A 23,727-nucleotide genomic window follows, 5' to 3' on the forward strand; every position below is an offset into this window, starting at 1 on the left:
CGATAATGATTAATATTATTTGACGGATTTTAGGTTTTTTAACAATAATCAGGAAACAATTCTTCGAATAGTCGGGGTGCGTTATTATGCAGAACAAATAGAAATTGATCAATTTGTATTCGAAATGGATTCAATTTTTGAAATGTAAAGAAGGTGTTGACATCGAACATATATTTTTTTAGACTAAGGTAAACTGATAGTTTACTTTTATGCACTAGAGTGAAATGGAGGCGCAGCTATTGGGGATCCATGAACGTAAAGAAAAAGAAAAGGAAATTCGCAGAAGAGATATTATTGAAGCAGCGGAAAGGGTCTTTTTTACAAAGGGATATGATCATGCCACAATGGATGATGTTGCGAGAGAGGCTGAGTTTAGTAAGAGGACCGTGTATGTTTATTTCAATAGTAAAGAGCAAATCTATTTTGAAATTATGATAAAAGGATACAGGCTGTTACTTGAGATGTTAAAGGCTGACTTACAGAAAGAAAAAATCTTGAACGCGGTTGAGAAAATTAGACGGATGGCGCTGATCATGTACCAATTCAACAGAGATTATCCGGACTATTTCAAAGCAATTATGGAGTATGAGAATGGGGAATTAGATTTCCAGAAAGGTGTCCCCGACCAATCAAGAGAAGAATGTTATGCACTTGGAGAAGAATTGTTGGGCTATCTGATTGAAATGCTGAAAAGAGGTATTGCAGAAAAATCAATCCGCAGTGACTTGGATGTAGTAAAAACGGCACTTATCTTATGGGCTTGCATGATAGGCGTATTTAATACCGCGAATCGGAAGGGGAACTATTTAAAACATTATCACAGTATGACGCCAGAGGAATTGATATCAGGCGCTTTAGAGCTTGTCATTCAGTCAATCCAGTCAGAAAAAGGAAGGGATTCTAAATGAACAAAAGGAGGATGAAGAGAACGATGTTTATATTACTTTCAAGCCTTGGAGCACTGGTACTTATCGTTTTTGCATCTTTGTTCATCATTAGTGGAGTTTTTGAAAAGCCAAAGTATTTGGAGCCCTGGGATAAGACTTATGAGCAAAAGTTTGATGATCCGAGAATACGTCTGGTGGCTTGCGGATTGCTGGCGGCAAATGGGCACAATATGCAGCCGTGGAAAGTCAAGCTCGATAAAAGGAATCCTATGGCATTTTATTTATACGCCGACAGCGATCGCATAACGGATAAGGTAGATCCTGATTCACGGCAAATGATGATTACACAAGGAACCTTTTTAGAATACGTTAAAATTGCCGGGGAAGAAACAGGGTACCAAACTGCAATAAAGCTGTTTCCCGAAGGACTTTATAATGAAAAAAGTTTAGTGGAAAGCATGAAGAATAAACCGGTAGCGAAAGTTACGCTTACAAAAGAGAAACCACAAAGCAACCCTCTTTATGCTTCCATATTTTTACCCGACACAAATAGATCGGCATATCAGCCAACGAAGTTAACTACTGGGCAAATCAATCAATTGGAGCACATCAATGGCGATGCAAAGCTGTCCGTAGAAATATATCAGGATAAGAAAAACATGGATAAGCTGAGCGACTATGCAATAAAGGCAGCAGTCATCGAAGCGGGTGTGAATCGAGTAATGAAGGAATCTGAAATCATTTTTCGCGCAAATGAATATCAGAAAAATAAATATCGCTATGGTTTTTCTGTTGATGGGCAGGGGACAACTGGAATTATGCTGGGCATCAAACAAGGGTTGGTTACGCTTTTTCCATCTTTGAACAAAGGAAAAGCTGCATCAGATCTATTTATTCAATCAACACGTGCATCGGTAGACAGCACACCGGCCTATGCCTTGATTATTTCAAAGGATAATAGCCGATCCAGTCAGGTCAAAAGCGGGATGCTTTACAGTAAATTGATACTAACAGCTCAAAAACTGGGTATTGTTATGCAACCGCTCAGTCAGTCCTTAGAAGAGTACCCAGAAATGAAAGACCCCTACAATCATATCCACCACGACTATGCACCAGGCGGGGGGACGATTCAGATGCTCGTTCGTCTAGGCAAACCGATAAAAAAAGCATCGCAAAGCATGCGGCGTGATGTGATGGATTTGATCATTTCAGAATAATGTACGCTATAGAGTAATGCGTAAATCATCCATTTTAATAATAATGGACCATAATTCGGCATTAAATTTGAAGTTAAGAATTGTAAAATAGGAGAAATTTATGAATACAGTGAATTGCATAAGATTTGGTCAAGAAAGACTCAATTCAATTTCAGAGTTGAGTCTTTTTTTGTGAAGGATATTTTTTAAACCTTGCTGCTTTTGGAATAAAGAATGCAGGGCTCATTCAGACATATCTGGATAGATTGAAGGGCATTTGTGAAGGAATCAAGAGCCTATGCGGAGAGCTTGTGGAAATGTTAAAACACTTTTTATTTATAGAAAAGATAAGTACGCACCTACGACTTTATTAAAATTTATGGATATGTTAAGTAATTAGGTGGCTTGTCAGGGTAAATGAAAGGCCAAAAATGATAAAATAGAACAGAACAAATTGAAGAGAAGAGTGAAAGTAATGAGAATTGGTTTTTTTGATTCCGGTATCGGTGGAATAACAGTACTGCATCAGGCTTTGAAGTATCTACCGAATGAAGATTATATCTTTTATGCTGATACCTTACATGTTCCATATGGAGAAAAATCAAAAGATGAGGTAAGGGAATATATATTTAATGCAGTTGACTTTATTGCCAAACAGGGTGTAAAGGCATTAGTTATTGCATGTAATACTGCAACCAGTATCGCAGTAGAAGACCTTCGAAAAAAGTATGATTTCCCTATTTTAGGTATTGAGCCCGCCGTCAAACCAGCAGTTCAAGGCTGTGAGGGAAAACAAAAAAAAGTATTAGTATTGGCGACTAATTTGACTCTCAAAGAGGAAAAGTTCCGCAATCTTGTTAAAAGTATAGACCATCATGATATTGTCGAAAGTCTGCCCCTTCCTGGTCTTGTCGAATTTGCTGAGAACTTTGAATTTAGGGATGAGATCGTTATACCATATCTAAGAAAAGAAATGGGTTCTTTGGATTTAAAACAGTACGGAACAATCGTTCTTGGGTGTACTCATTTTCCCTATTTTGAAAGAAGCATAAAGAAGCTATTTCCTGAAGAAGTCGACATTATTTCTGGAAGTATTGGTACTGCTAAAAATTTAAGTCGAATACTTAAAGCTCGGAATGAAATTGACGATGGAACAGGGGATATAAAATATTTTAAATCTGGTTATCAAGTTGAAGATCAATTTACATTGTCTCATTATCAAGAGCTATTGATAATGTTAGATGAACTGCAGCTTCTGTCACCAAAGCTTTGATGTAAAAAACATAATGACCTATCTAATTAATTTTTCGTTATAAATGCTGTTTTGAGGAAATCATTTATTAATCGCTATCATAGCTGAGTCTTAGAAAAGTTATCATCTAATTGGTACGCAAAGCAGGCGAATTATTCTATCCATTCATTTTGAATAGGAATATGAAATTCACTTTTAAAAAATAAACTAAATTGTATGATCTGCTTATAAAGTGGAATAAAAAATTTCCAGCTCAAACTTTGATTTTGAACTTGAATAAAATAATAAAGCTATTATTCATTCAAACTACAATATCTTTTGTCTTATTTCATTTATTTTTCCAAATGTTGCAACAATGAAATAAATATTTTTGTATAATAGTATTTAGATGTTTTGGGGGTTAAACAGCTGAAGAAGGAGAAGGTGCAGGATCATGAATCTAACCCAAAGTGACCTTTTTTCCTTAGGCAATAAGGAAGATTTTAAATCAATAGAGAAGCAGATGTATAAGCGAACATACAAAAAAAATCAACTTCTATTTACTGAAGGTGATCCACGCGATAAGATTTATTTCTTGCTAGAGGGATATGTTAAGTTGGAAAGATTCAATCAAGAGGCAACGATGCTGTATTTAGATTATTTAAAACCAAATGATTTTTTCCCTTATCGGGGAATGTTTACGGATGAATATTATCATTTTTCAGCATATGCCCTTACTGATATTGTTGTGTATTATATCCCAATGGCCGTTTTTGAAAGCTTTATTTTATCTGATCAAAGCCGATTGTATCATGTAGTTAAAATCTTGGCAGAAATTATGGAACAACATGAAAGGCGGTTAGAAATCATTACAGCTAATTACGTTAAAGATCGCATCGAATTAACGATTGGATATTTGATGGTTTATTATGGGACGAACGATCAAGATAGAGTAATCATTGATATTCCAGCAACACAAATTGAAATAGCAAAATTTTCAGGAACATCAAGGGAATCCGTTTCCCATGTTTTTAAAGAATTAAAGGAAGGAGAAATTATATCGCAAAATGATAATAAACAAATCATAATAAATCAGCCCGAATATTTTTTAAATCAACTGAAATAAGTGTTTTGCTGTTAAAAAATGAAGGGGCAGCCTTATACTGAACTAAAATATCCTTGTCCAATTGCTTATATAAATATTATGTACTAGGCATAATATTTTCCTTACCCTTTTGAAAATGTGGCAGCCCCATTTGAATCTTTTATTCTTTTAGATTGTTCTAAGGTCAATTGCTCCTGTTGCTATTTGAATAATACAGATGATAAATAATATGAGTACAATACTTGCGAAAATCCAATCAATTTTTGTTGAAAATAGTTTTCTTTTGTTTTCCCTTTGTACCCATGTAAACACGAAAAATCCTGCTGCAAAAATAAACATTGTTAGTAAGAAGTATTCAATGCCTGATGCAAATGTTACCCAAATCACGAATATACTGGAAATAAGCCCTAAAATAATATTGGTCATTCTATTTTTTGTACTTTTTTCTTCCATTAATGAGTATTTTAATTGATAAAAGGCGACCAATCCATATGGTAACAAAATAGCTGAAGCGGAAAGAGAGTACATGAAATTATAAGCGCTATCATTAATCAAAAATGTAAACAAAAAGATTTGGATTAACATATTTGTTACGAAAAGTGCAACCGTTGGCGCCCCATTCTCGTTTACTTTTGTAAACATACGCGGGAAGTTCTTAGTTTTTGCTGCCCGATACGGAACTTCTCCAGTATACATTGTTGTAGCGAGCCAGCAACCAAGAATAGAGATGATTACTCCAATATTAATAATAATTGCTCCTGGTTTTCCCATAATACTTTCTAGCACATGCGCCATTGAAGGTTTTGGTAAATTGGCTAATTCATCTTGAGACAGGATACCGAATGATAAAATGGTGACTAACGCATAGAGGACAAGAACAGATATAAAAGCAATTAAGGTTGCTTTTCCGACATCTTTTGCCCTTTTGGCGCGGCCGGAATAGATAATTCCGCCCTCCACACCAATGAAGACCCAAACGGTTGTTAACATCACATTTTTTACTTGTGATGCTATAGATGAAAATTCAAAATTCTTCGATGCCGTTCCCCAGAAATCTAAAGAAAATACATTATATTTAAAGGCAAAAATCACAACGACAATAAAGAGAATTATCGGGATAATTTTTGCAACAGTCACGATAAAATTAACGAGAGAAGCAGCGCCGGAACCTTTTATCGTAATATAATGGATTATCCATAACGTAATGGAGGCCCCAATGACGGAGTATATATTCTGTCCATTGCCAAATGCTTCAAAAAAATAACCCAGGGCACTAAATGTTAAAGTACCAAATGCGACATTTCCCATTAGGGCGGATAACCAATATCCCCAAGCCGCATTAAATCCCATGTAATCCCCAAATCCTTCTTTGGCATAGCTATAGATACCTGCGTCTAATTCAGGCCGTTTTTCACTTAGATTTTTAAAAGAGAATACGAGGGTTCCCATTCCAATACCTGTTACCAGCCATCCTATCATAATAGCACCTGGAGCAGCTTGAGAGGCCATATCTGATATTAAATTAAATATTCCTGCACCAATCATGGAGCTAATGATAACGGCGGTTAAAGAACTAAGGTTTAGCTTTTTTTCCTCTCCCATATGAATTCCTCCTAGAATGGAATAGCAACGAAAAGAGTATAAGAAAATCTTTCCCATACTCTTTTCGTTAGACTACACTCTCTTTAGAATCTAAGTGATAGACAGCTTAGTCCACCATCAATTTTTTTAAATTCTGATGTATCAACTACCATTACTTTATAGCCGAGATCTTCAATGGCTTTTTGAACAGTTGGATAACCCTCTGGCACTAATACATAGTCATTTACCCAAATGCAGTTGGCACCATATGCTTCTTCTTTTGGAACAGTGATTTTATTAAACTTTTCAAATTCTGGAGATTTGACAAACTCACCAGCGACTAATAGATTATTTTTTTCCAAATAGGCTAAACCAGTTTTCAAGTGCAATACTTCTTTTAACGGAACGATGGAGCCTGTTAATCCGTATTTTTCTAAAATGGCAATCATTTGTTCAGCACCTTCGCGATTTGTACGTGCGCTTTCACCAATATAGAAATGATCGCCAACCATCATAATATCGCCTGCTTCAATGGTTCCCGGTGCTTTTATATATTCAATATGTTCATAGAATTTACTTAATGCATCATGAAGGTCTTGTAAAGCCGATTCATTCCTTCTTGTTTCTGCACCTGGGCGAGTAATAATTACACATTTTTTCGTACATAAAGCAACGTCTTCAACAAAGCAAGAATCAGGAAATTCATCCTTTGGTTCAAGTACTGTCACATTCACACCAGCTTTTGTCAAAGCACTTACGTATAGTTCGTGTTGTTTCAGTGCGAGATTATAGTCTGGCTTGCCTAAATTTGCACTACTAATACCTTCCACTACTGATTTTGATGGAACTCTTACAATGACATTCTTAAACATACTAGAACCCTTCTCTCAAGTAATTGTATTTGCAATACTAATGATTGCTATATTCATATAGTAGAGTATAAAAACAGTAAATGATGTGGAGAATTCCGTGGTCCTATAATGTAATTTTCAACACTGCTTCTGTTAGGAAGTTCACAAAAATAATCATCTCTGTATATTCTTGAAACATTTTTTCCGCCTTAATATAGAAAATTAGATAATTAAAGCACAGCCATGATTTTTCTTCATCGCCAGCTAAAAACGCTAGCAATTTTGTTTTATACAAAGGGATTCTGAAACAGCAAAAGGATATGATTACAGTGAGTGATTCCCCATAATGGCTTTGATTAATCCGGAAGTAATGATGCCATTATAGACAGAATAAAAGCGATGAAAAGGAGATCATTGGACTCGTCCCTTTCATCGCTTTTATGATTGAATTGATTTCGTTGAAAGCTAATTATCATGCCGCCTTTTCGTTTAAAAAATAAAAATATACGAGCTTTGTACAGCGGATAAAATGTAACACAGCCTGCGAGAAATACTAGATTTGAACTTCTCACCGCTTAACAACCTTACGGTCCTTTTGAAGCGGGAGATTCCTACGAACACCAAAGTATCCTTTAGTTATCTTAGTAGGCGATCCCCGCAGTCCCTGCGGTTAGAAGTCTTATCGCTTCATTCTTTAGATTTTGCCCTGCGTTAATATCCCTTTGATGATGTATGCCACAAGTAGGGCATTTCCATTCACGCAATGCGAGATTTTTAACGTCTTTGTTTTGATAGCCACAACAGGAACAAAGCTGACTGGAAGGAAAGTTTTTCGCAACCGTTACGACTTGTTTTCCATACCATTTTGCTTTGTACTCCATTATGTTTTTGAATTGTGACCATGATACTTCACTAATGGCTTTGGCAAGCTTGTGATTCTTTAACATATTGCTTACTGACAAATCTTCCATACCGATGATATCGTGTTTTTTGATGATCTCGGTAGAAATTTTGTGTAAGTAATCATTTCTTGCTTGAGTCATTTTTTCATGAATACGAGCCATTTTCTTTTTGGATTTGGACCAATTGGCCCCGCCTAATGTTCGTCTACTCATGATTCTTTGTGCTTTAGCCAATTTTTCTTCTAGCGTACGAAAGAATTTTGGATTATCGTAAGTCGTACCGTCTGATAGTATGGCAAAGTCTTTAAGACCAACATCTATCCCAATCACTGAATTGGTTTTCGGTAGTTCTACTATTTCGACTTCTGTTCCTATTGAGATGAAGTATTTACCTGATGGGTTACGTCTAATCGTGGTATTTAGAATACGTCCTTCGACTTCTCGACTTTTGGCAAAACGGACAAGACCGAGTTTGGGCAGTTTAATGGAATGGTCTATAATCGCAATATTTCCATTTGTATATTTAGTGGTATAAGACTGAAGAGGATTCTTTTTTGATTTAAAGCGTGGATATTTATTCTGCTTTCGATAATATCTGTTGAAAGAATCAGCTAAGTTTTCAACGGACTTCTGCAAGGCAATACTATCCACTTCTTTCAAAAAGGGATAATTCTCTTTTAATTTTGGAATGGCTTTAACTGTTTCGTTTTTACTTAAGCATTTACCCTTCCAGTTATTTGCTGGGAGCTGGCCATTTTGAACCATTTCTTCAACCATGTACCAATAGGCATCTTTGTTTTTCTGTTCTCCCAAAAAGAAGTTAAACACAAATCTAGAGCAACCGATTGTTTTGTTGATCAGTTCTATTTGCTTTTTATTGGGATAGATACGAAACTTAAACGCTTTATTAACCAACACTGTATTTCACCTCCATTTAACGAACGCTTGTTCTTATTATACCGTAGGAGGAAGATTTTGGCTATCACCAACCGACATTCATCTCCCACCTACTTACTGGGCAGCAACCCTTCACGTTTCTTGGAGGCCACTGAAAAAGTGTTGATTTTTGAAAAATCACTTTTTTTAGGGGGCCAAATATGACTCCTCATATAGTAAACGGCGCTTAGAAGCGAATCTGAGAGCTCGTTTTTCGTTTCCAAATTTCCGTTTTTTAATAGTTGGACTTTTTCAGTGGCCTCGTTCCTTGAGGTGGGAGTCTTCTGGCGGAAAAGGATAAAAACTAAATAGAAACTAACATTTCCTTCCTATGCTCCAATTTTCGATACACATACGCTAGCAGCATGGATGGAATGGTGCAAACAATCATGCCGATGAAGGCGTATCTTGGCTCGATTTCGTATAAGTAGCCGCCGAAAATAGTAAATACGGCAGTGCTCCAGCTAAGTGCAAGAGCTGAATACATACCTTGTGCTTTTGGTATTTTCGAATGGGGAATATGATTGATTAAGTATTTCATAAAGGCAAAATGCCCCATTGCAAATGAACAGGAATGTAATGTTTGCGCAATACTGAAAACAATAACATTGGGAAAGGCAAATATTAATATCCAACGTACGGATGAACCAAGCGCTGCAAGTGTTAGCAAGGAGCCTACTGAAAATTTATGAAAGACACGATCGGCAATCGAGAAGAAAATGATTTCTGCAATCACGGCAATGTTAATAATGACACCAATTAAATATTGGGGTGCATGAATTTCCTGTAAAAAAATATAACCATAGTTATAGTATGAAGCGTGTGCTGCTTGCAGTAAGATTACAATGACAAGGATTAAACCAAAGTGTTTGATGCGAAATAGTTCCAACATTCCGCCTTTTTTGGTTTGCTCTATTTTGGGCTTTTCTGATAAAACCACGGGTGTACGCATAAAACCAAGAAACACTAATACCGATATACCTATTAACAGCGCCCATAAAATCACTTTATCTCCAAGCGCACCTGTAAAGAAGGATAAGATCATACCTCCTACGACAAACCCGATGGATCCCCACGAGCGGCTCTTCCCGTAATGCCTTAATAGCCTTTTTTGCACAAGGGCACTGGCTGCGCTATCTAAAGCAGGCATCAATGTCGGGTAAAAGAAATGCAAAAGTAATGTTACCACAAGTAAGCTGGTAAAAGAGGTTGCCGGAATATAACCTAGAATAGAAATAAATGTGGCAATTGCCATCCCATTTAATAAGGTTTTACTACTAAATTTCTCCGATAAATAAGGAAACACAAATAATGTAGCAAGTCCTCTAACCACCAAACCCAGGCTCATAATTAAACTAGCTTGTGAAACTGAAGTCCCTTTTGTATGAATCATCCATCCTGTCCAATAGGGAAGAAAGACGCCCCATGTCATATAAAAACTAAAAAATTGTCTGCTCATCCAGCGTTGTGTGTTCATTCTGTTTTCCTCCATTGCTTGCATCATATCATGGCGATAAGTACAATAATATGAGATATCTCATATTATTGTAGGTGGATTATGGAAATATATAAAAATGAGAAAAGGCGACGCTTTTTAGAGGAGCATTCTGTTGCTCATCTATTTTCCTTTCCAATTGAAGAATTTATACAAGTTCATGAATATAAACGAGATGAATGGATTATTCAAGAAGGCAAAAGACCGGATTTCTTATTTTATGTCATTGAAGGAAAAGCCAAAATTTATGTAACCCATCAAAATGGGAAAACTTCCTTAATCAATTTTATCAATGAAAATGAGTATATTGGGGAAATGGAGTTATTAAATGAGGTGTACTATACGAAGGGAATTCAGACCTCCACCAAGACCATTTGCTTGGCCCTTCCTTTTCATAGCTGCCGCAAACAGATTCTAGAAGATGCTTTATTCTTGCGTGAATTAACCAAATTTTTAAGCCTAAAAGCAACCCAAATGGCAGCAAAGTATTCACAGAGCCTCGCTTTCCCGCTTGAAAACCGGCTTGCGGATTTTATTTTACAAACTGCTGATGAAGAGGTCTATAAGGAGAAGCATGTAATCGTTTGTGATTATTTAGGAGTTTCCTATAGGCATCTATTGCATGTGCTTGCACAGTTTTGCCATAAAGGGTATTTGCAAAAAGAAGGAAGAAACTATCGTATAAAACAGCACAATTCTCTACATGAACTTGCCGAGATGCTGAGGAACAAGTAACCATTTTAAGGTTTTGATTGATCGAAACTCCCACACTTTTTTAAGGTAGTTATAGGGTTTAGGAATAACTTAAATATAGTTTATCCTATATTATCTAAGAAAGGAGTACGATCATGTCAATTTCTATCAATGTTGGTTAAGTAGAAATGGATGAATTGGTATTAGGCCTCCATACATTAGATGCTATTAGTCAAAATGAAGGGATGAAAGGGATAGATATTGTCTATGAGTTAAATGTTACCAAAGGTGCCATATCAAAAGTGACCAAAAAATTATTGGCTCAAGGGTTGATAGAAAAGGAATAACGCCCGACGAATCTGAAGGAAATTTATTTTTATGTCACCCCACTGGGGGAAGAATTATCGAAATTACATCAACAGCTCTATTTGGAATATGATAAAAAAACCCTGAAATTGTTTAAGAGCTATGACTCAGGTTCTCTTGAAATTGTGGCTGATTTTCTAGAAAAGCTCTCTCGTATTCAAGATCATCATTCATAAAGAGTGAATACGTTTATGTAGGGATACTAAAATTGAAATGCGATAACCACATGGTTGATTCGTCTGCTTAAACTCCAATGAGTTAGTTACGTTTTTTTCGAAAGGAAAGGATTGCAGTTTTCAGCGCCGCGTACGAACCAATGGCCGCATATCCATAAAACCATCCCATAAATAGTCCAGATAAAATGGAATGATGATGACTGATAAAAATTGAGATTAATAATCCAATGGCAAGAGCAATTAAGGGAACAAACTGCTTTTGCAGGTTCAGTAACATTTTAATAAATTGCGTCAATATTATAATGAACGGAACAGCCAAAAGAACATCCCAAATGTTTGTATAGATTGTTGGAAATTCCATGAGATACACCTCTTTAGCGGTGAGTTTATACTATGTTTGATAAGGTTTATCCTTTTATTTTTGCCACTAAGGGTTGGAAAATATGCTCTCATATTTTTGGATCCTACCATAAAATATGAACAAAGAGAAAAGACTACCTAAAGAGGGTAGTCTTTCCAAAAAGATGCAAAACGGCATCTAATCCATTCGTCCATTTAGGTCAACAAGGCTTATAAGGCACGCCACACATAAAATGCTGTTGGTAGCATTCATTTACGCAGGACTCAGTATGTGGGAAGTAGTGTTTGTGTTGAGTAAGATGTTTATTTACGGTTGTTGTATGGGAAGGATGGATGTGTGATACTTCTTTTGTGAATAAATTTGTTTTTACATATTGCTGCCCTGGTGAAACTAATGGTGGATCGTACTGAGTCGGAAATGCTTTTGGTGGGCAGTATTGAGGTGAACATCCTGGATGACCAGGCATTGCACCCATAGGGCCCATTGCATCCATGGGACCCATGGGACCCATAGGACCCATTGCACCCATAGGACCCATAGGACCCATAGGACCACCAGCATAAGGATTTCCCCAATTTCTGTTACTCATATGAAAACCTCCTTTTATTTTTGACAATAACAGTTTATGTAAGGATTGTGCAGTTGGACTAGTTGAATACCTACTTATTCAAAAAAATAGTAGGTTTTTTTCATTATATGGATATATGAACTAGAAAATTTATTTGAATTTCTGTATATGATTTAAGTTCATATTTATTGCTCTGGTTTGTTCTTAAATCTTTTTCGAAGTGGATGGTATGATGAAGATAGATTTTCTCTATTCCTAAAAAAGGAGAATCATTTTCGATGAAGAGAATTCTGAATTATACATCATCTGATTTTAAAAAAATGAATGTTTCTGAGTTAAAGTTAGCGATTCGCGGCCGCAGTCATACTTATACAAGAATGGCCGCTTCTATATTAAGGTGATCACCTATAATCGGTAAAACTTATAAATAACTCTCTATTTAAATACACAGGAAAAGATTGGAGTAAACCTTCAGTTTTCCCTGTGTTTTTTATTGGAGAAGAAGGGATAAATTTTTATAAAAATTTTCCAAAATAGTCATTGACCGAATCGGTTTATGTGGTTATACTGGTGTAAACCGAATCGGTTGATAAGGTGTGGGAGGTGGTATATTTGGAGAAATTTTTCGGTTTGCCAGTAGAAAAGCAAAACACTATCATTGATGCAGCTCTTACTTCTTTTGGGAAGAATGGCTATAAGAAAGCATCGATCAGTGAAATTGCCCAAGCAGCTGGAATTTCAAAGGCGATGGTCTTTCATTATTTTGGAACAAAAAAAACGTTATATTTATTTTTAATCCGCTTTTGTGGCAAAACCTTAATGGATGAAGTTAATAAAAATTTTGATCCGAACGTTACCGATTTCTTTGACCGCATTAAGATGGCGGGGGATATTGAATTTGAGGTGATGAAGAGGCATCCTGCTATCATTTCATTTTTAAAGAGCTTATACCAGGAAAGAGACGAGGAAGTAAAGTCTGAGATTCAGTCCATGATGGCGGATAAAGAAGCAAAGGATTTCCAAATGAAAATTGCATTCGATGGAATAGATACTTCCAAATTTAAGGATAATGTGGATCCAAAACAAGTGGTAAAGATGTTGATGTGGATGTCTGAAGGGTGCTTTATCCACTTAGAAAATATGGAAGGAGCACATTTCGATTTATTATATCAGGAATATATTGACTGCTTCAATCTATTGAAAAATGCCTTTTATAAATGAGAGTCAGGAGGAGAAACGTCATGAGTGTGATTGAATTGAAAAATCTCACAAAGCAATACGGGAAGGCAAGGGGAATTGAAAATGTGAATCTGAATATCGAACAGGGCGAGATTTTCGGATTTATTGGACCTAATGGTGCTGGAAAATCAACAACTATCCGAACCTTATTGGGATTGCTTCATCCTACAAGCGGTACAGCGACTATTTTTGGGAAAAGCTGTTTTGAACATCCTGAGGTAAGAAAAGAACTGGGGTATTTGCCATCAGAAGTATTTTACTACGATAATATGCGGGTGATTGACTTACTGAAATATTCCGCTAGTTTTTATAAAAAAGATTGTACAAAGCGAATCCATGAGCTTGCAGAAGCGATGAATCTTGATTTGAAAAAGAAAATTGATGATCTTTCATTTGGCAATAAGAAAAAGGTTGGGATTGTGCAAGGTCTGCTACATGAACCAAAATTGATTATTCTTGATGAGCCAACAGGCGGACTGGATCCTTTGATGCAGCAAAAATTCTTTGAGCTAATCAGAGAGGAGAACAAGAAGGGCGCTACGGTATTCTTTTCCTCTCACATTCTTACGGAAGTACAAAAGATGTGTGATCGGGTTGCCTTTATTAAAGAAGGGAAAATTATCCAGCTTGAAAAAATAAGCACACTTCAAGCAAACAACTATAAGAAAATTAGTCTTGAAACAAAATCCAGTTTGGATTTAGGTGTATTTAATCTTGATGGAGTAAGTAATTGTAAAATGAAGGGCAATACGGCCAACTTTATGTATAGAGGAGATATTAATACGATTATTAAACGAATTTCTGAATTAGAACTTCTCAATATTTCGATTGATGAGCCGGATTTAGAAGAAATCTTTTTACACTATTATGAAAAGGAGAGCTGAGCAGCATGAATATGTATTGGCATGAACTTAAGTCATTGCGAAAAACTACTATTCTTTGGGCGATTGCCATTATTGCCCTTGCTGCGCTTTTTCTCTCCATTTATTCAGGTGTAGCGAAAGACGCAGAAGATTTTAAGGAATTATTAGGTAATTACCCTGCTTCAATAAGGGCGATGCTTAATGTGCATCTTGAGTATTTTTCTTCTATTCTGGGGTTTTATTCTATGCTTTTTTCTTTTATTTCACTCTGTGGGGCTATTCAAGGGATGAATTTTGGTGTTTCCGCATTGTCAAAAGAAACTCGAGAGAGGACGGCTGATTTTCTCTTAGTCAAACCTGTTGCTCGATCTGCGATTGTCAGTGCTAAAGTTTTGGCTTCTTTAACGATGATTTTAGTAACAGACATCGTATTTTATGGAGCATTGATGGTGATGGTCAACCTGATCGATACGGGGAGTTATAATGAAAAGGCATTTTTCCTAATCAATTTATCTATGCTCTTTTTACAACTGATTTTCTTTGCTGTTGGGTTGGTTATTTCCGTGTTTTTTAACAAACTTAAGTCTGTACTTCCCATTTCGCTTGGAGTGGTTTTGGGATTTTATATGATTAGTGCTCTGCTTGCGACCGGAAAAAATGACGAAGTAGTACGTTTTGTTTCTCCTTTTAGTTATTTTGAAACGGCTTATATTATCCAAAATATAGGTTATGATGTTCCTTATCTTGTGGCCAGTGCTGTTATAATCCTTGTGGCGATTACGGCAACCTATTGGATCTATATCAAGAAGGATATCCACACGGTGAACTAATGAGCCGTGAAATAGATGAAAAGGAGGACTGATGATGAATATTTTTATAAGGGAAATGAAAGCGAACCGGAAATCCTTGATTATCTGGAGTATATGTATGGTTTTGTTTGTTCTTAGCGGGATGAGTAAGTATACCACCTATTCATCCGGTGGGGCAGCAAGCGAAGCTTTAGCGAAATTGCCGCATTCAATGAGGGCTTTGTTAGGAATGGGAACATTTAATGTCTCAAAGATGAGTGGCTTTTTTGCTTTTCTCTTTCCATATATTGAGGTGACAGTTGCCGTTCATGCAGTACTGCTAGGAAGTCATATTCTTGCAAAGGAAGAGCGCGATAAGACAACGGAATTCCTGATGGTTAAGCCAGTATCACGGTCGTCCATTATGACCTCTAAGTTTTTAGCGGCGCTGGCTAATATCATAGTCATTAACGTTGTAACGCTAATATCCTCTATTATTTTTGTGGGGGCTTTCAATAAGGGAAAAGATATAACAAGTGAAATTATTGTCTTTCTATTAAGCTTGTTCATCGTTCAGTTGATCTTTGTTTCGCTAGGATCCCTGTTCTCAGCTATTTTGAAAAAGCCAAAAACAGCCGGATCCTGGGCAACCTTTATCCTTTTTGGTGGATTTATTATTGCGAAAATAACAGATTTGGCTGAAAATCTTGAGTTCTTAAATGTTTTTTCCCCGTTTAAATACTTTAGTTATGAGGATATAGTCAATGGAGATGGCTTGAACTTCATTGTTGTGATTCTTTCACTTGTAATGGTTGCCGTTTTTTCTACTTTATCTTATTTCTTTTATCAGAAACGGGATTTAAATGTTTGAATGATATGTTCTATGAGCTGGATTTTATGTCCAGCTCTTTTTTTCGGTTAGAAATTTTCTGATTAGGAAAAAGGGCGGAATCAAAAATAATGGCTACTATAATATGAAAATGTAAACCTAAGTGAAAAGAAGTTTTGCTAGTTTTTTACTTGTAAAATATCCTTGAATCATATACTATTAAATATATTGAATACCATATATTGAATCGCTTATAAGATTTTACAACTACATATAGTATTAGCCTTGCGATAAGATGCGATTTTCGCTTAATAGGGAATTCGGTTGGAAGCCGAGACTGCCCCCGCAACTGTAATGCTGACGAACTAAATGAACCACTGCATAAGACTGCTTAATTTTAGGTGCTTATGCGGGAAGGATTTAAAGTAGGATGAAGCATAAGTCAGGAGACCTGTCTTATCTAGTTTGTTTCAACTTCTTCGGGGAGTGAGAGGAAGAAACGGTGGCTGAAAGAAGAGGACTGCTATTCCTATTAAGTCTTATTATTCTTTTTGATGTTATCGTTTCATCCGCTCATAATGGGCGGTTTTTTTTATGGGGAAAATAGCAGTAATCACTATCAATTATAGGGGGAAATCATAATGAGTACATCGGTACAAACGGGTTTATCAAATGCTTTTGATACGATTCAAGAATTTGCTGAGAAATATCAAGTAGATGTAACAGAACTTATGGAGGAGATAGCTCCACTACATGATAGAGAGATCGAAATAAATGAGCGTGTTATTCATTATGCATTAAATAAGATTTCAATGGATCAACCGAATTGGACCTTTCTAGCTGCTCGCTTTTATTTAAATGAGTTATATAAAGAGGCAGCGAAAAATAGGAAATATGATCATTTAAAAAAATATGGAGAGCTCTATTCGTTGATTCAAACATTAACTGACATAGGGATTTATTCTCAAGATCTATTAAATACATATTCCAAAGAGGAAATCGATGAGTTTGCTCTCAGCATTGATCCAGAGCGAGATTATCTTTTTAACTACATAGGATTATTCTTATTAGCTGATCGTTATCTGGCTAGGGATTATGAGCGAAATCTTTTTGAGCTTCCTCAGGAACGATTTATGATTATTGCCATGCATTTGATGAAGGATGAGGACGCACATAAACGTGTTGGGCTTGTAAAAGAAGCATATTGGGCTTTAAGTCTCTTATATATGACTGTTGCGACACCAACACTTGCAAATGCAGGGAAAAGTTTTGGCCAGCTTTCGTCTTGCTATATAGATATGGTAGATGACTCATTAGACGGCATCTATTTAAATTTGTGGGATACAGCTAGATTGAGTAAAGATGGCGGTGGTGTTGGCCTTTATTACGGAAAGGTTCGGGCCCTTGGCTCTGATATTAAAAAATTCAAAGGGAATTCTTCCGGTGTAGTTCCTTGGATTCGTTTGATCAATGATACAGCCGTTAGTGTGGATCAGCTTGGACAACGCCAAGGTGCGATTGCTGTTTATCTTGATGTATTCCATAAAGACATTATGAACGGTTTCCTTGATTTAAAGACAAATAATGGGGATGAGCGAAGAAAAGCTCATGATATTTTCACCGGGGTTGCCATCCCTGATTTATTTATGGAAAAGCTTGAGGAAGTAGATGAGTCTGGGAAAAGCATCGGGGAGTGGCACACTTTTTGTCCTCATCAAGTTAAACAAATCATGGGGTGGAAGGATGAAAACGGAACTCCGCTTGGACTAGAAGATTTTTACGATGAAACAGAGCGGAAATACTTTACGGAAAGATATGAAGAAGCTGTACATCATCCTCTCTTACCGCGTAAGACATATAGGGCGATGGATATTATGGCGAGGATCATGATTTCTCAGCTAGAAACAGGCACACCCTTTTTGTTCTATCGGGACGAAGTGAATAGGCAAAATCCCAATAAACATGTTATAGGGGAAGGGCGGACCTCGATTTATTCAAGTAATCTATGTACGGAAATTACACAAAATATGTCACTGACCTCAATTGTGAACGAAAAAGAAGATGACGAGGGCAACATTATCCTTGTTCGAAAACCGGGAGATTTTGTCGTTTGTAATTTATCGTCTATCAATTTGGCAAAGGCTGTTCAGGCAAATGTGCTGGAGCGTTTGATTCGCATACAGGTGAGAATGCTTGATAATGTGATTGATCTAAATACGATCCGGGTTGGACAAGCGGAGAAGACGAATAAGAAATATCGAGCGATCGGACTTGGAACCTTTGGATGGCATCACTTATTAGCGTTAAAAGGGATCCATTGGGAGTCGGATAAGGCCGTTGAACTTGCAGATCATTTATATGAGGATATTGCCTATTATTCGATTCGCTCTTCAATGGAATTAGCTGTGGAAAGAGGGACGTATAGTCAATTTTCAGGTTCTGAATGGGAGACAGGGTGTTATTTTGAGAAAAGGGGGTATACGTCTTATCGCTGGAAAAAATTACGCGAGGAGGTGGCTGGAAGGGGAATGAGAAACGGCTGGCTGATGGCCATTGCACCAACATCTTCGACTGCAAAAATTGGAGGTTCAACCGATGGGATTGACCCGATCTATTCGGTAGAATACGCGGAAGAAAAGAAAAATTTTAAATTTAAAGTAACGGCCCCAGACTTAAATCATATCACTTATGATTATTATCGCCGCGCAAGACATGAATTAGATCAGATTTGGAGTATAAAGCAAAATGCTGCAAGACAACGTCACATCGACCAAGCCATAAGCTTTAATTTATATGTTCGTCATGATATTAAAGCAAAAGAATTATTGAGACTTCATATGGAGGCATGGAAACATGGCTTGAAAACGACCTATTATGTGCGGAGTACGTCTCAAGCTGAGATTCAAGAGTGCGAGATGTGTCATAGCTAAAAGTAAAAATGTAATTTTATGGAGGAATATATGATGAATCAGAATCATCCTTTAACAAAAGTCAGACTTCTAAATCCGGATTTTCCAAACAAATCTACAGGAATTGTGAATGGAAAATGCTCAGGGATTCTTAATTGGAATGATATTGCTTATCCGTATATGTATGATCTTTATCAAACATTGTTATCGAATTTTTGGAAGCCGCAGGAGATTAATATGCAGGATGATATTAAACAATGGGATTCTCTTAGTGATAAGGAACAGGATGTGTTTTTGCGGGTGAATACCCAGCTAGCATCTCTAGATAGTTTGCAAACTCCTACAATGAGTCAAGTCATGAACTATGTAACGGATTCAAGTTTTAAAGCAATCTTTGCAGTAATTTCACAGCAGGAGGCCGTTCATAATGAATCCTATTCCTATATTTTAAGTTCACTTGTTCCATTGCATGAACAAAATGCACGCTTTAATCAAGCTAAAAATGATCCGATTGTTCAGAAGCGAAATGCACTTATTTTAAATGCATATGAAGGCTTCCTGGACGATTCAACCCCGAATAATTTGTTTAAGCTTGCAGTTAATTCGATTAATCTTGAAGGCATCTATTTTTATGCCGGGTTTGCCTTTTTTTATAATTTGGCTCGAAGACAAAAAATGCTAAAAACAAGCACAATGATTAGCTACATACAACGTGATGAGATGCAACACGCCTATTTTATTTCGCAATTTATTCGCATCCTCTTAACAGAAAATCCCGAGATGAATTCTAAGGAGAATGTTGATTATATTTATCATACGATAAACCAAGCAGTAGAGCTGGAAAAGGAATGGTCTCACGAGATTTTAGAGGATATGGAAGGAATTCATATTCAGGAGTTTGAAGGGTATCTTGAATATCTTGCAAATAAGAGGTTCCGTCAACTAGGGCTGAAGAATCTTTATTCGGATCGGGATAATCCAATGCCTTGGATCCATGTATTTAGTGATGAAATGGTGAATGAAACCAAATCTGATTTCTTTGAACAAAAGTCACGTACGTATACTAAGGTGGCACAATCGAATGGATTTGATGAACTGTGATAAAGGCCGCTGTTGTCTACTCGACTAGAACCGGAAATACAGCAGAACTTGCGCAATATGTCTATGAACGTTTAAAGCTTCAATTTGATAGTGTCGTACTAAAGCAAATGGGTCAATTTTCGCTTGATCAATTAACAGAATATGATGCGATTGTTATTGGCACTTATTCTTGGGGAGACGGGGAGATTCCTCCAGAAATGCTCCCGCTTTATGAGGCATTTGAAAAGCAAAGGGTAAAACATCTGATTACAGGAGTTGTGGGAACCGGGGATTCCTTTTATCCCAGGTTTTGTGGAGCAGTGGATGAATTTAGAGATATGCTTTATGTTAGGACTGATTTAGTTGCTACGCTAAAAGTAGAGCTCTCTCCACAAGGAAATGATTTCGAACGCTGTAATCAGTTTGTTGAGCTATTTAGGAAGCGTGTAACTGATTAAGGAATTTCATATAAAATTAATTTTTAATAGAATGGCAGTGAAGGATATGAACCAGTTAATGGATCAGTTTAAAGCAATAGTAGACTCAAGTAATCAAGATTTGATACAGGAAAATGCAAACGTGGATGGCTTATCACCTATGGGAATGATGAGTTTATTTGCATCCGCTTCAGCTAGGGCATATGCGCTTGAATTGTTATCAGAGGATGTAAAACATGCCTTTTTAGAGGGCTATATTCACATCCATGATTTTGATTTTTATGCCAGTGGAACGACAACCTGTTGTCAAATACCCCTTGGCAAGCTGTTAATGAATGGTTTTGATACCGGGCATGGTCATATGAGAGAGCCTAAATCCATAGTCAGCGCGATGGCTCTAACTAGTATTATTTTACAAGCAAATCAAAATATGCAGCATGGCGGTCAATCGATTCCTTGCTTTGATTATGATTTGGCCCCATATATTCGCAAAACATATGAAGGCAAACTGAAATTAATTCAAGAAATAGGATTAGGTGCTTCAGATGATTATATGGAGAGAAAGGCATGGGAAATAACAGAAAGAGAGACGTTTCAAGCTTGTGAAGCGTTTGTTCATAATTGCAACTCGATGCATTCAAGGGGTGGGGGACAGACTCCCTTTGTTTCTATTAATCTTGGAACAGACACTTCAAAAGAAGGAAGAATGGTTACGAGAAATCTGCTTCTTGCAACATTAAACGGTCTCGGTCACGGAGAGACCCCTATTTTCCCCATTATTGTATTTAAGATAAAAGAAGGAATCAATTTTAATGAAAAGGATCCCAATTATGATTTATATCGCCTTTCATTAGAAACGACATCGAAGAGGTTATTCCCAAACTATGTGTTTATTGATGCCCCTTTTAATCTCCAATATTATGATGGTACGCCTGAAAGCGAAATAGCAACGATGGGATGCCGAACGAGAGTGATGGGAAATATTCATGGCAAGGAGACTTCTGTAGGAAGGGGAAATCTTTCTTTTACAACGATTAACCTGCCTCTTCTTGCAATCGAGTCAAAGTCAATAGACCAATTTTGGAAAAAATTAGATTTTTATACTGATTTATCGATTAAACAATTACATGAACGGTTTATTTATCAATCTCAGAAAACGGCGGCTCATTTTAAATTTCTATATGGGCAGGGAGTATGGTGGAATGGGGAGGAGTTAGACCCGCATGCAAAATTATTGGATATTCTAAAGCAAGGGACTCTGTCTGTAGGATTTATTGGATTAGCTGAAGCACTCACACAGCTAACAGGGCACCATCATGGGGAAAGTAAAGAGTCGCTAAAACTCGGATATAAAATGATCACATATATGCGAGAAAAAATGAATAAAGCAGAATCTGATTATGGTTTAAATTATTCTTTGTTGGCCACGCCGGCAGAATCATTAGCAGGGAAGGCCCTTAGATTAACGAGGAAAAAACACGGTATCATAAAAGGTGTAACGGATCGCGAGTATTTTACGAATAGTTTCCATGTACCCGTATATTATCCGGTTACGGCTATCGAAAAAATCAAAATAGAAGCTCCATTCCATGATTTAACCAATGCGGGGCATATTACTTATATTGAAGTTGATGGAGACGCAAGCCGAAATATTGATGCTTTAGATACACTAGTGCGGGCTATGAAACAATATGGTGTGGGATATGGCAGCATCAATCATCCAGTGGACAGGTGTATGGAATGCGGCTATCAAGGGGTTATCAATAATGAGTGTCCAGAGTGTGGAAATGAGGATGACCAAAGTATTGAACGGATCCGCAGAATTACGGGATACTTAGTCGGCTCTTTAAATAGATGGAATTCAGGGAAACGAAGTGAAGAGCAAGATCGAATTAAGCATCAAGTATCCATTGGGGTAAATAAAAAATGAGAATTTTGACCATCCTTCATGATTCTATCGTAGATGGGAATGGGTTGAGGACCGTCCTATTTTTTGCGGGATGTCCTCACCGTTGCCCTAGTTGTCATAACCCTCAATCTTGGAATGCCGACGGGGGAGTGGAGTGGACGGAAGAAGAGGTCTTACAAGAGGTTATGGAAAATGAACTTTCCCATGTTACTTTCAGTGGGGGAGAGCCATTTCTTCAGTCAAAAGAAATTATCCCTTTAGCGCAAAAGATCAAGCAAAACGGAAAAAATATTTGGTGTTACACAGGTTATTTATTTGAAGAACTCCTGCAAAATTCTGACCATGCTCTTCTGCTGGAATATGTGGATGTCTTAGTAGATGGGAAATTTGAAATTGCCAATCGAGATTTATCGTTGAAATATAAGGGCAGTTCTAATCAGCGCATAATTAATGTGGGAAAAAGCCTTGCACAAGGAGAAATCATTTTAGCGGTAACATAATGGTTAAAGATAAGAAAGTTCCATTTTAATAAAGTTTCAAGGATGGAAGAGGAGAAAAATAGAATAATTTCGAGAATAGAAGCTGATTTTTCCAATGGCTTTTGTTAACCAAATAAAGGTGTCAAGTCCATAACAATCACGAATCCACCATGTTGTTAAGGGACTGACACCTTTTTAAATGAGGAAGCGGATTATCAATTATAAATCCTCGAGAAGGATTCGATGTTCAACCAATGCCATTTCCTTTATCTTTGCTTTTACAGTTTTTCTTTGACTAAAAATATTTTCTAAGTAAAGTCCATTTTCGGTAGGAACAATTTTGTCTACTTGTTCTAATAAAAGTGATTCCTGTCCTTCCTTATTAATAAAATAGACATTAGCTTCACACACTTTGATCACCTCTAAGAGTTTTTACTAATTCGATAGCATCATCAATATAATGTGGCAGTGGTTTGACTTCAATTCCCGTAACGGTAATGTTACATCTGTTTAGTGGAATGAGAATTTTTTTTGCAGGGCTCTCCGCTATTGCACTGGCCATAGTTGGTGTCAGTTCACCCAGAAACGAATGAGCGCATATTATTCCAATTGGTCCCAAAATGATGTTTACCTTAGGTGCTGTATAGGCGATAGCATTTTCTCCGGTTGCTCCTTCATTTGCCCCTGCTTTTAGCATAACTGAGGTGGCTAAAGAATTTGTTCCAAGTGCGATAATTTCTATTTGTTCCTCAAAAGAATGCCTGAATTTGGAGACAATGGCTTTTCCGATTCCTCCACCTTGTCCATCAATAACTGCGATTCGCATATATACCTCCACCTGCCGAG

24 protein-coding genes and 1 riboswitch are annotated in these 23,727 nt (G+C 36.9%); of the genes, 16 read left to right on the forward strand and 8 right to left on the reverse strand.

Annotation, left to right across the window (positions count from 1 at the left end; translation table 11 throughout):
* The first annotated feature begins 239 nt into the window (after window positions 1–239).
* From ACE38V_RS10530 to ACE38V_RS10545, 4 genes are all read left to right on the forward strand, one after another.
* A complete protein-coding gene (locus tag ACE38V_RS10530) occupies window positions 240–908 on the forward strand; it encodes a TetR/AcrR family transcriptional regulator (RefSeq protein WP_375841214.1) in 669 nt (222 codons plus the stop codon).
* 23 nt (window positions 909–931) lie between these two features.
* A complete protein-coding gene (locus tag ACE38V_RS10535; RefSeq protein ID WP_375841215.1) occupies window positions 932–2,104 on the forward strand; it encodes an Acg family FMN-binding oxidoreductase in 1,173 nt (390 codons plus the stop codon).
* A 454-nt stretch (window positions 2,105–2,558) separates the two neighbouring features.
* The gene (murI, locus tag ACE38V_RS10540) at window positions 2,559–3,356 is read left to right on the forward strand and encodes a glutamate racemase (protein ID WP_375841216.1); all 798 of its coding nucleotides are present in this window, start codon (window positions 2,559–2,561) and stop codon (window positions 3,354–3,356) included.
* A 412-nt stretch (window positions 3,357–3,768) separates the two neighbouring features.
* Window positions 3,769–4,440: a Crp/Fnr family transcriptional regulator gene (locus ACE38V_RS10545; protein ID WP_375841217.1), complete on the forward strand. Its 672-nt coding sequence runs from the start codon at window positions 3,769–3,771 to the stop codon at window positions 4,438–4,440.
* 147 nt (window positions 4,441–4,587) lie between these two features.
* Here ACE38V_RS10545 and arcD read toward each other — a convergent pair whose 3' ends face one another.
* The 4 genes from arcD to ACE38V_RS10565 form a co-directional block, all read right to left on the reverse strand.
* Window positions 4,588–6,021 (reverse strand): arginine-ornithine antiporter, encoded by a 1,434-nt coding sequence (gene arcD / locus ACE38V_RS10550; RefSeq protein WP_375841218.1) that lies wholly within the window; start codon window positions 6,019–6,021, stop codon window positions 4,588–4,590.
* Between the two features lie 83 nt (window positions 6,022–6,104).
* Window positions 6,105–6,872, reverse strand: a complete 768-nt coding sequence (locus ACE38V_RS10555; RefSeq protein WP_375841219.1) for a dimethylarginine dimethylaminohydrolase family protein — start codon at window positions 6,870–6,872, stop codon at window positions 6,105–6,107.
* 620 nt (window positions 6,873–7,492) lie between these two features.
* Window positions 7,493–8,671 (reverse strand): IS200/IS605 family element RNA-guided endonuclease TnpB, encoded by a 1,179-nt coding sequence (tnpB, locus tag ACE38V_RS10560; RefSeq protein ID WP_375841220.1) that lies wholly within the window; start codon window positions 8,669–8,671, stop codon window positions 7,493–7,495.
* Window positions 8,672–8,993: 322 nt separating this feature from the next.
* Window positions 8,994–10,166 carry an MFS transporter gene (locus ACE38V_RS10565; RefSeq protein WP_375841221.1) on the reverse strand — a complete coding sequence of 391 codons (1,173 nt, stop codon included), beginning with the start codon at window positions 10,164–10,166 and terminating at the stop codon, window positions 8,994–8,996.
* 81 nt (window positions 10,167–10,247) lie between these two features.
* Here ACE38V_RS10565 and yeiL point away from each other — a divergent pair, with 81 nt between their 5' ends.
* Together yeiL and ACE38V_RS10575 are read left to right on the forward strand one after the other, a co-directional pair.
* Complete coding sequence (gene yeiL, locus ACE38V_RS10570) at window positions 10,248–10,919, forward strand: transcriptional regulator YeiL (RefSeq protein ID WP_375841222.1); 672 nt, start codon at window positions 10,248–10,250, stop codon at window positions 10,917–10,919.
* A 146-nt stretch (window positions 10,920–11,065) separates the two neighbouring features.
* Window positions 11,066–11,224: a MarR family transcriptional regulator gene (locus tag ACE38V_RS10575; protein WP_375841223.1), complete on the forward strand. Its 159-nt coding sequence runs from the start codon at window positions 11,066–11,068 to the stop codon at window positions 11,222–11,224.
* 277 nt (window positions 11,225–11,501) lie between these two features.
* Here ACE38V_RS10575 and ACE38V_RS10580 read toward each other — a convergent pair whose 3' ends face one another.
* Entirely contained in the window at window positions 11,502–11,780 is a 279-nt protein-coding gene (locus ACE38V_RS10580; protein ID WP_375841224.1) for a hypothetical protein, read from the reverse strand.
* Between the two features lie 199 nt (window positions 11,781–11,979).
* Window positions 11,980–12,369 carry a CotD family spore coat protein gene (locus ACE38V_RS10585; protein ID WP_375841225.1) on the reverse strand — a complete coding sequence of 130 codons (390 nt, stop codon included), beginning with the start codon at window positions 12,367–12,369 and terminating at the stop codon, window positions 11,980–11,982.
* A gap of 257 nt (window positions 12,370–12,626) precedes the next feature.
* On the opposite strand from ACE38V_RS10585, the gene ACE38V_RS10590 reads away from it, so the two are divergent.
* The 10 genes from ACE38V_RS10590 (at window position 12,627) to nrdG (ending at window position 22,902) form a co-directional block, all read left to right on the forward strand.
* Window positions 12,627–12,749: a hypothetical protein gene (locus tag ACE38V_RS10590; protein ID WP_375841226.1), complete on the forward strand. Its 123-nt coding sequence runs from the start codon at window positions 12,627–12,629 to the stop codon at window positions 12,747–12,749.
* Window positions 12,750–12,951: 202 nt separating this feature from the next.
* Complete coding sequence (locus ACE38V_RS10595; RefSeq protein ID WP_375841227.1) at window positions 12,952–13,569, forward strand: TetR/AcrR family transcriptional regulator; 618 nt, start codon at window positions 12,952–12,954, stop codon at window positions 13,567–13,569.
* 20 nt (window positions 13,570–13,589) lie between these two features.
* Entirely contained in the window at window positions 13,590–14,471 is an 882-nt protein-coding gene (locus ACE38V_RS10600) for an ABC transporter ATP-binding protein (protein ID WP_375841228.1), read from the forward strand.
* 5 nt (window positions 14,472–14,476) lie between these two features.
* The gene (locus tag ACE38V_RS10605; RefSeq protein ID WP_375841229.1) at window positions 14,477–15,280 is read left to right on the forward strand and encodes an ABC transporter permease subunit; all 804 of its coding nucleotides are present in this window, start codon (window positions 14,477–14,479) and stop codon (window positions 15,278–15,280) included.
* A 34-nt stretch (window positions 15,281–15,314) separates the two neighbouring features.
* Window positions 15,315–16,109: an ABC transporter permease subunit gene (locus ACE38V_RS10610; protein ID WP_375841230.1), complete on the forward strand. Its 795-nt coding sequence runs from the start codon at window positions 15,315–15,317 to the stop codon at window positions 16,107–16,109.
* A gap of 234 nt (window positions 16,110–16,343) precedes the next feature.
* Window positions 16,344–16,540: riboswitch (cobalamin riboswitch) on the forward strand.
* Between the two features lie 168 nt (window positions 16,541–16,708).
* Window positions 16,709–18,997, forward strand: a complete 2,289-nt coding sequence (locus tag ACE38V_RS10615; protein ID WP_375841231.1) for a ribonucleoside-diphosphate reductase subunit alpha — start codon at window positions 16,709–16,711, stop codon at window positions 18,995–18,997.
* A gap of 33 nt (window positions 18,998–19,030) precedes the next feature.
* A complete protein-coding gene (locus ACE38V_RS10620; RefSeq protein WP_375841232.1) occupies window positions 19,031–20,077 on the forward strand; it encodes a ribonucleotide-diphosphate reductase subunit beta in 1,047 nt (348 codons plus the stop codon).
* On the forward strand, window positions 20,074–20,514 hold the full coding sequence (locus ACE38V_RS10625) for a flavodoxin domain-containing protein (RefSeq protein WP_375841233.1): 441 nt from the start codon (window positions 20,074–20,076) through the stop codon (window positions 20,512–20,514). The genes ACE38V_RS10620 and ACE38V_RS10625 overlap by 4 nt, the downstream gene beginning before the upstream one ends.
* 46 nt (window positions 20,515–20,560) lie before the next feature.
* Window positions 20,561–22,423, forward strand: a complete 1,863-nt coding sequence (locus tag ACE38V_RS10630; protein ID WP_375841234.1) for an anaerobic ribonucleoside triphosphate reductase — start codon at window positions 20,561–20,563, stop codon at window positions 22,421–22,423.
* Window positions 22,420–22,902, forward strand: a complete 483-nt coding sequence (nrdG, locus tag ACE38V_RS10635) for an anaerobic ribonucleoside-triphosphate reductase activating protein (protein WP_375841235.1) — start codon at window positions 22,420–22,422, stop codon at window positions 22,900–22,902. The genes ACE38V_RS10630 and nrdG overlap by 4 nt, the downstream gene beginning before the upstream one ends.
* A gap of 198 nt (window positions 22,903–23,100) precedes the next feature.
* Here the strand turns inward: nrdG and ACE38V_RS10640 are convergent, their stop codons facing one another.
* The gene (locus ACE38V_RS10640) at window positions 23,101–23,292 is read right to left on the reverse strand and encodes a CooT family nickel-binding protein (RefSeq protein WP_375841236.1); all 192 of its coding nucleotides are present in this window, start codon (window positions 23,290–23,292) and stop codon (window positions 23,101–23,103) included.
* Window positions 23,285–23,707, reverse strand: coding sequence for a DUF3842 family protein (locus ACE38V_RS10645; protein WP_375841237.1), 423 nt, complete (start codon window positions 23,705–23,707; stop codon window positions 23,285–23,287). The genes ACE38V_RS10640 and ACE38V_RS10645 overlap by 8 nt, the downstream gene beginning before the upstream one ends.
* Between the last annotated feature and the right edge of the window lie 20 nt (window positions 23,708–23,727).

Origin of the sequence: Cytobacillus sp. Hz8, assembly GCF_042263505.1 — a bacterium.
GTDB lineage: Bacteria > Bacillota > Bacilli > Bacillales > Cytobacillaceae > Bacillus_BE.

What these genes read in the sequence shown, in the direction of transcription:
- arcD (WP_375841218.1), bottom strand. Translation starts at nt 6,021, where the DNA reads ATGGGAGAGGAAAAAAAGCTAAACCTTAGTTCTTTAACCGCCGTTATC.
- murI (WP_375841216.1), top strand. Translation starts at nt 2,559, where the DNA reads ATGAGAATTGGTTTTTTTGATTCCGGTATCGGTGGAATAACAGTACTG.
- ACE38V_RS10605 (WP_375841229.1), top strand. Translation starts at nt 14,477, where the DNA reads ATGAATATGTATTGGCATGAACTTAAGTCATTGCGAAAAACTACTATT.
- ACE38V_RS10555 (WP_375841219.1), bottom strand. Translation starts at nt 6,872, where the DNA reads ATGTTTAAGAATGTCATTGTAAGAGTTCCATCAAAATCAGTAGTGGAA.
- ACE38V_RS10610 (WP_375841230.1), top strand. Translation starts at nt 15,315, where the DNA reads ATGAATATTTTTATAAGGGAAATGAAAGCGAACCGGAAATCCTTGATT.
- ACE38V_RS10590 (WP_375841226.1), top strand. Translation starts at nt 12,627, where the DNA reads ATGAAGAGAATTCTGAATTATACATCATCTGATTTTAAAAAAATGAAT.
- ACE38V_RS10580 (WP_375841224.1), bottom strand. Translation starts at nt 11,780, where the DNA reads ATGGAATTTCCAACAATCTATACAAACATTTGGGATGTTCTTTTGGCT.
- ACE38V_RS10630 (WP_375841234.1), top strand. Translation starts at nt 20,561, where the DNA reads ATGAACCAGTTAATGGATCAGTTTAAAGCAATAGTAGACTCAAGTAAT.
- yeiL (WP_375841222.1), top strand. Translation starts at nt 10,248, where the DNA reads ATGGAAATATATAAAAATGAGAAAAGGCGACGCTTTTTAGAGGAGCAT.
- ACE38V_RS10535 (WP_375841215.1), top strand. Translation starts at nt 932, where the DNA reads ATGTTTATATTACTTTCAAGCCTTGGAGCACTGGTACTTATCGTTTTT.
- ACE38V_RS10600 (WP_375841228.1), top strand. Translation starts at nt 13,590, where the DNA reads ATGAGTGTGATTGAATTGAAAAATCTCACAAAGCAATACGGGAAGGCA.
- ACE38V_RS10545 (WP_375841217.1), top strand. Translation starts at nt 3,769, where the DNA reads ATGAATCTAACCCAAAGTGACCTTTTTTCCTTAGGCAATAAGGAAGAT.
- ACE38V_RS10565 (WP_375841221.1), bottom strand. Translation starts at nt 10,166, where the DNA reads ATGAACACACAACGCTGGATGAGCAGACAATTTTTTAGTTTTTATATG.
- ACE38V_RS10585 (WP_375841225.1), bottom strand. Translation starts at nt 12,369, where the DNA reads ATGAGTAACAGAAATTGGGGAAATCCTTATGCTGGTGGTCCTATGGGT.
- ACE38V_RS10615 (WP_375841231.1), top strand. Translation starts at nt 16,709, where the DNA reads ATGAGTACATCGGTACAAACGGGTTTATCAAATGCTTTTGATACGATT.
- ACE38V_RS10645 (WP_375841237.1), bottom strand. Translation starts at nt 23,707, where the DNA reads ATGCGAATCGCAGTTATTGATGGACAAGGTGGAGGAATCGGAAAAGCC.
- nrdG (WP_375841235.1), top strand. Translation starts at nt 22,420, where the DNA reads ATGAGAATTTTGACCATCCTTCATGATTCTATCGTAGATGGGAATGGG.
- ACE38V_RS10620 (WP_375841232.1), top strand. Translation starts at nt 19,031, where the DNA reads ATGAATCAGAATCATCCTTTAACAAAAGTCAGACTTCTAAATCCGGAT.
- ACE38V_RS10575 (WP_375841223.1), top strand. Translation starts at nt 11,066, where the DNA reads ATGGATGAATTGGTATTAGGCCTCCATACATTAGATGCTATTAGTCAA.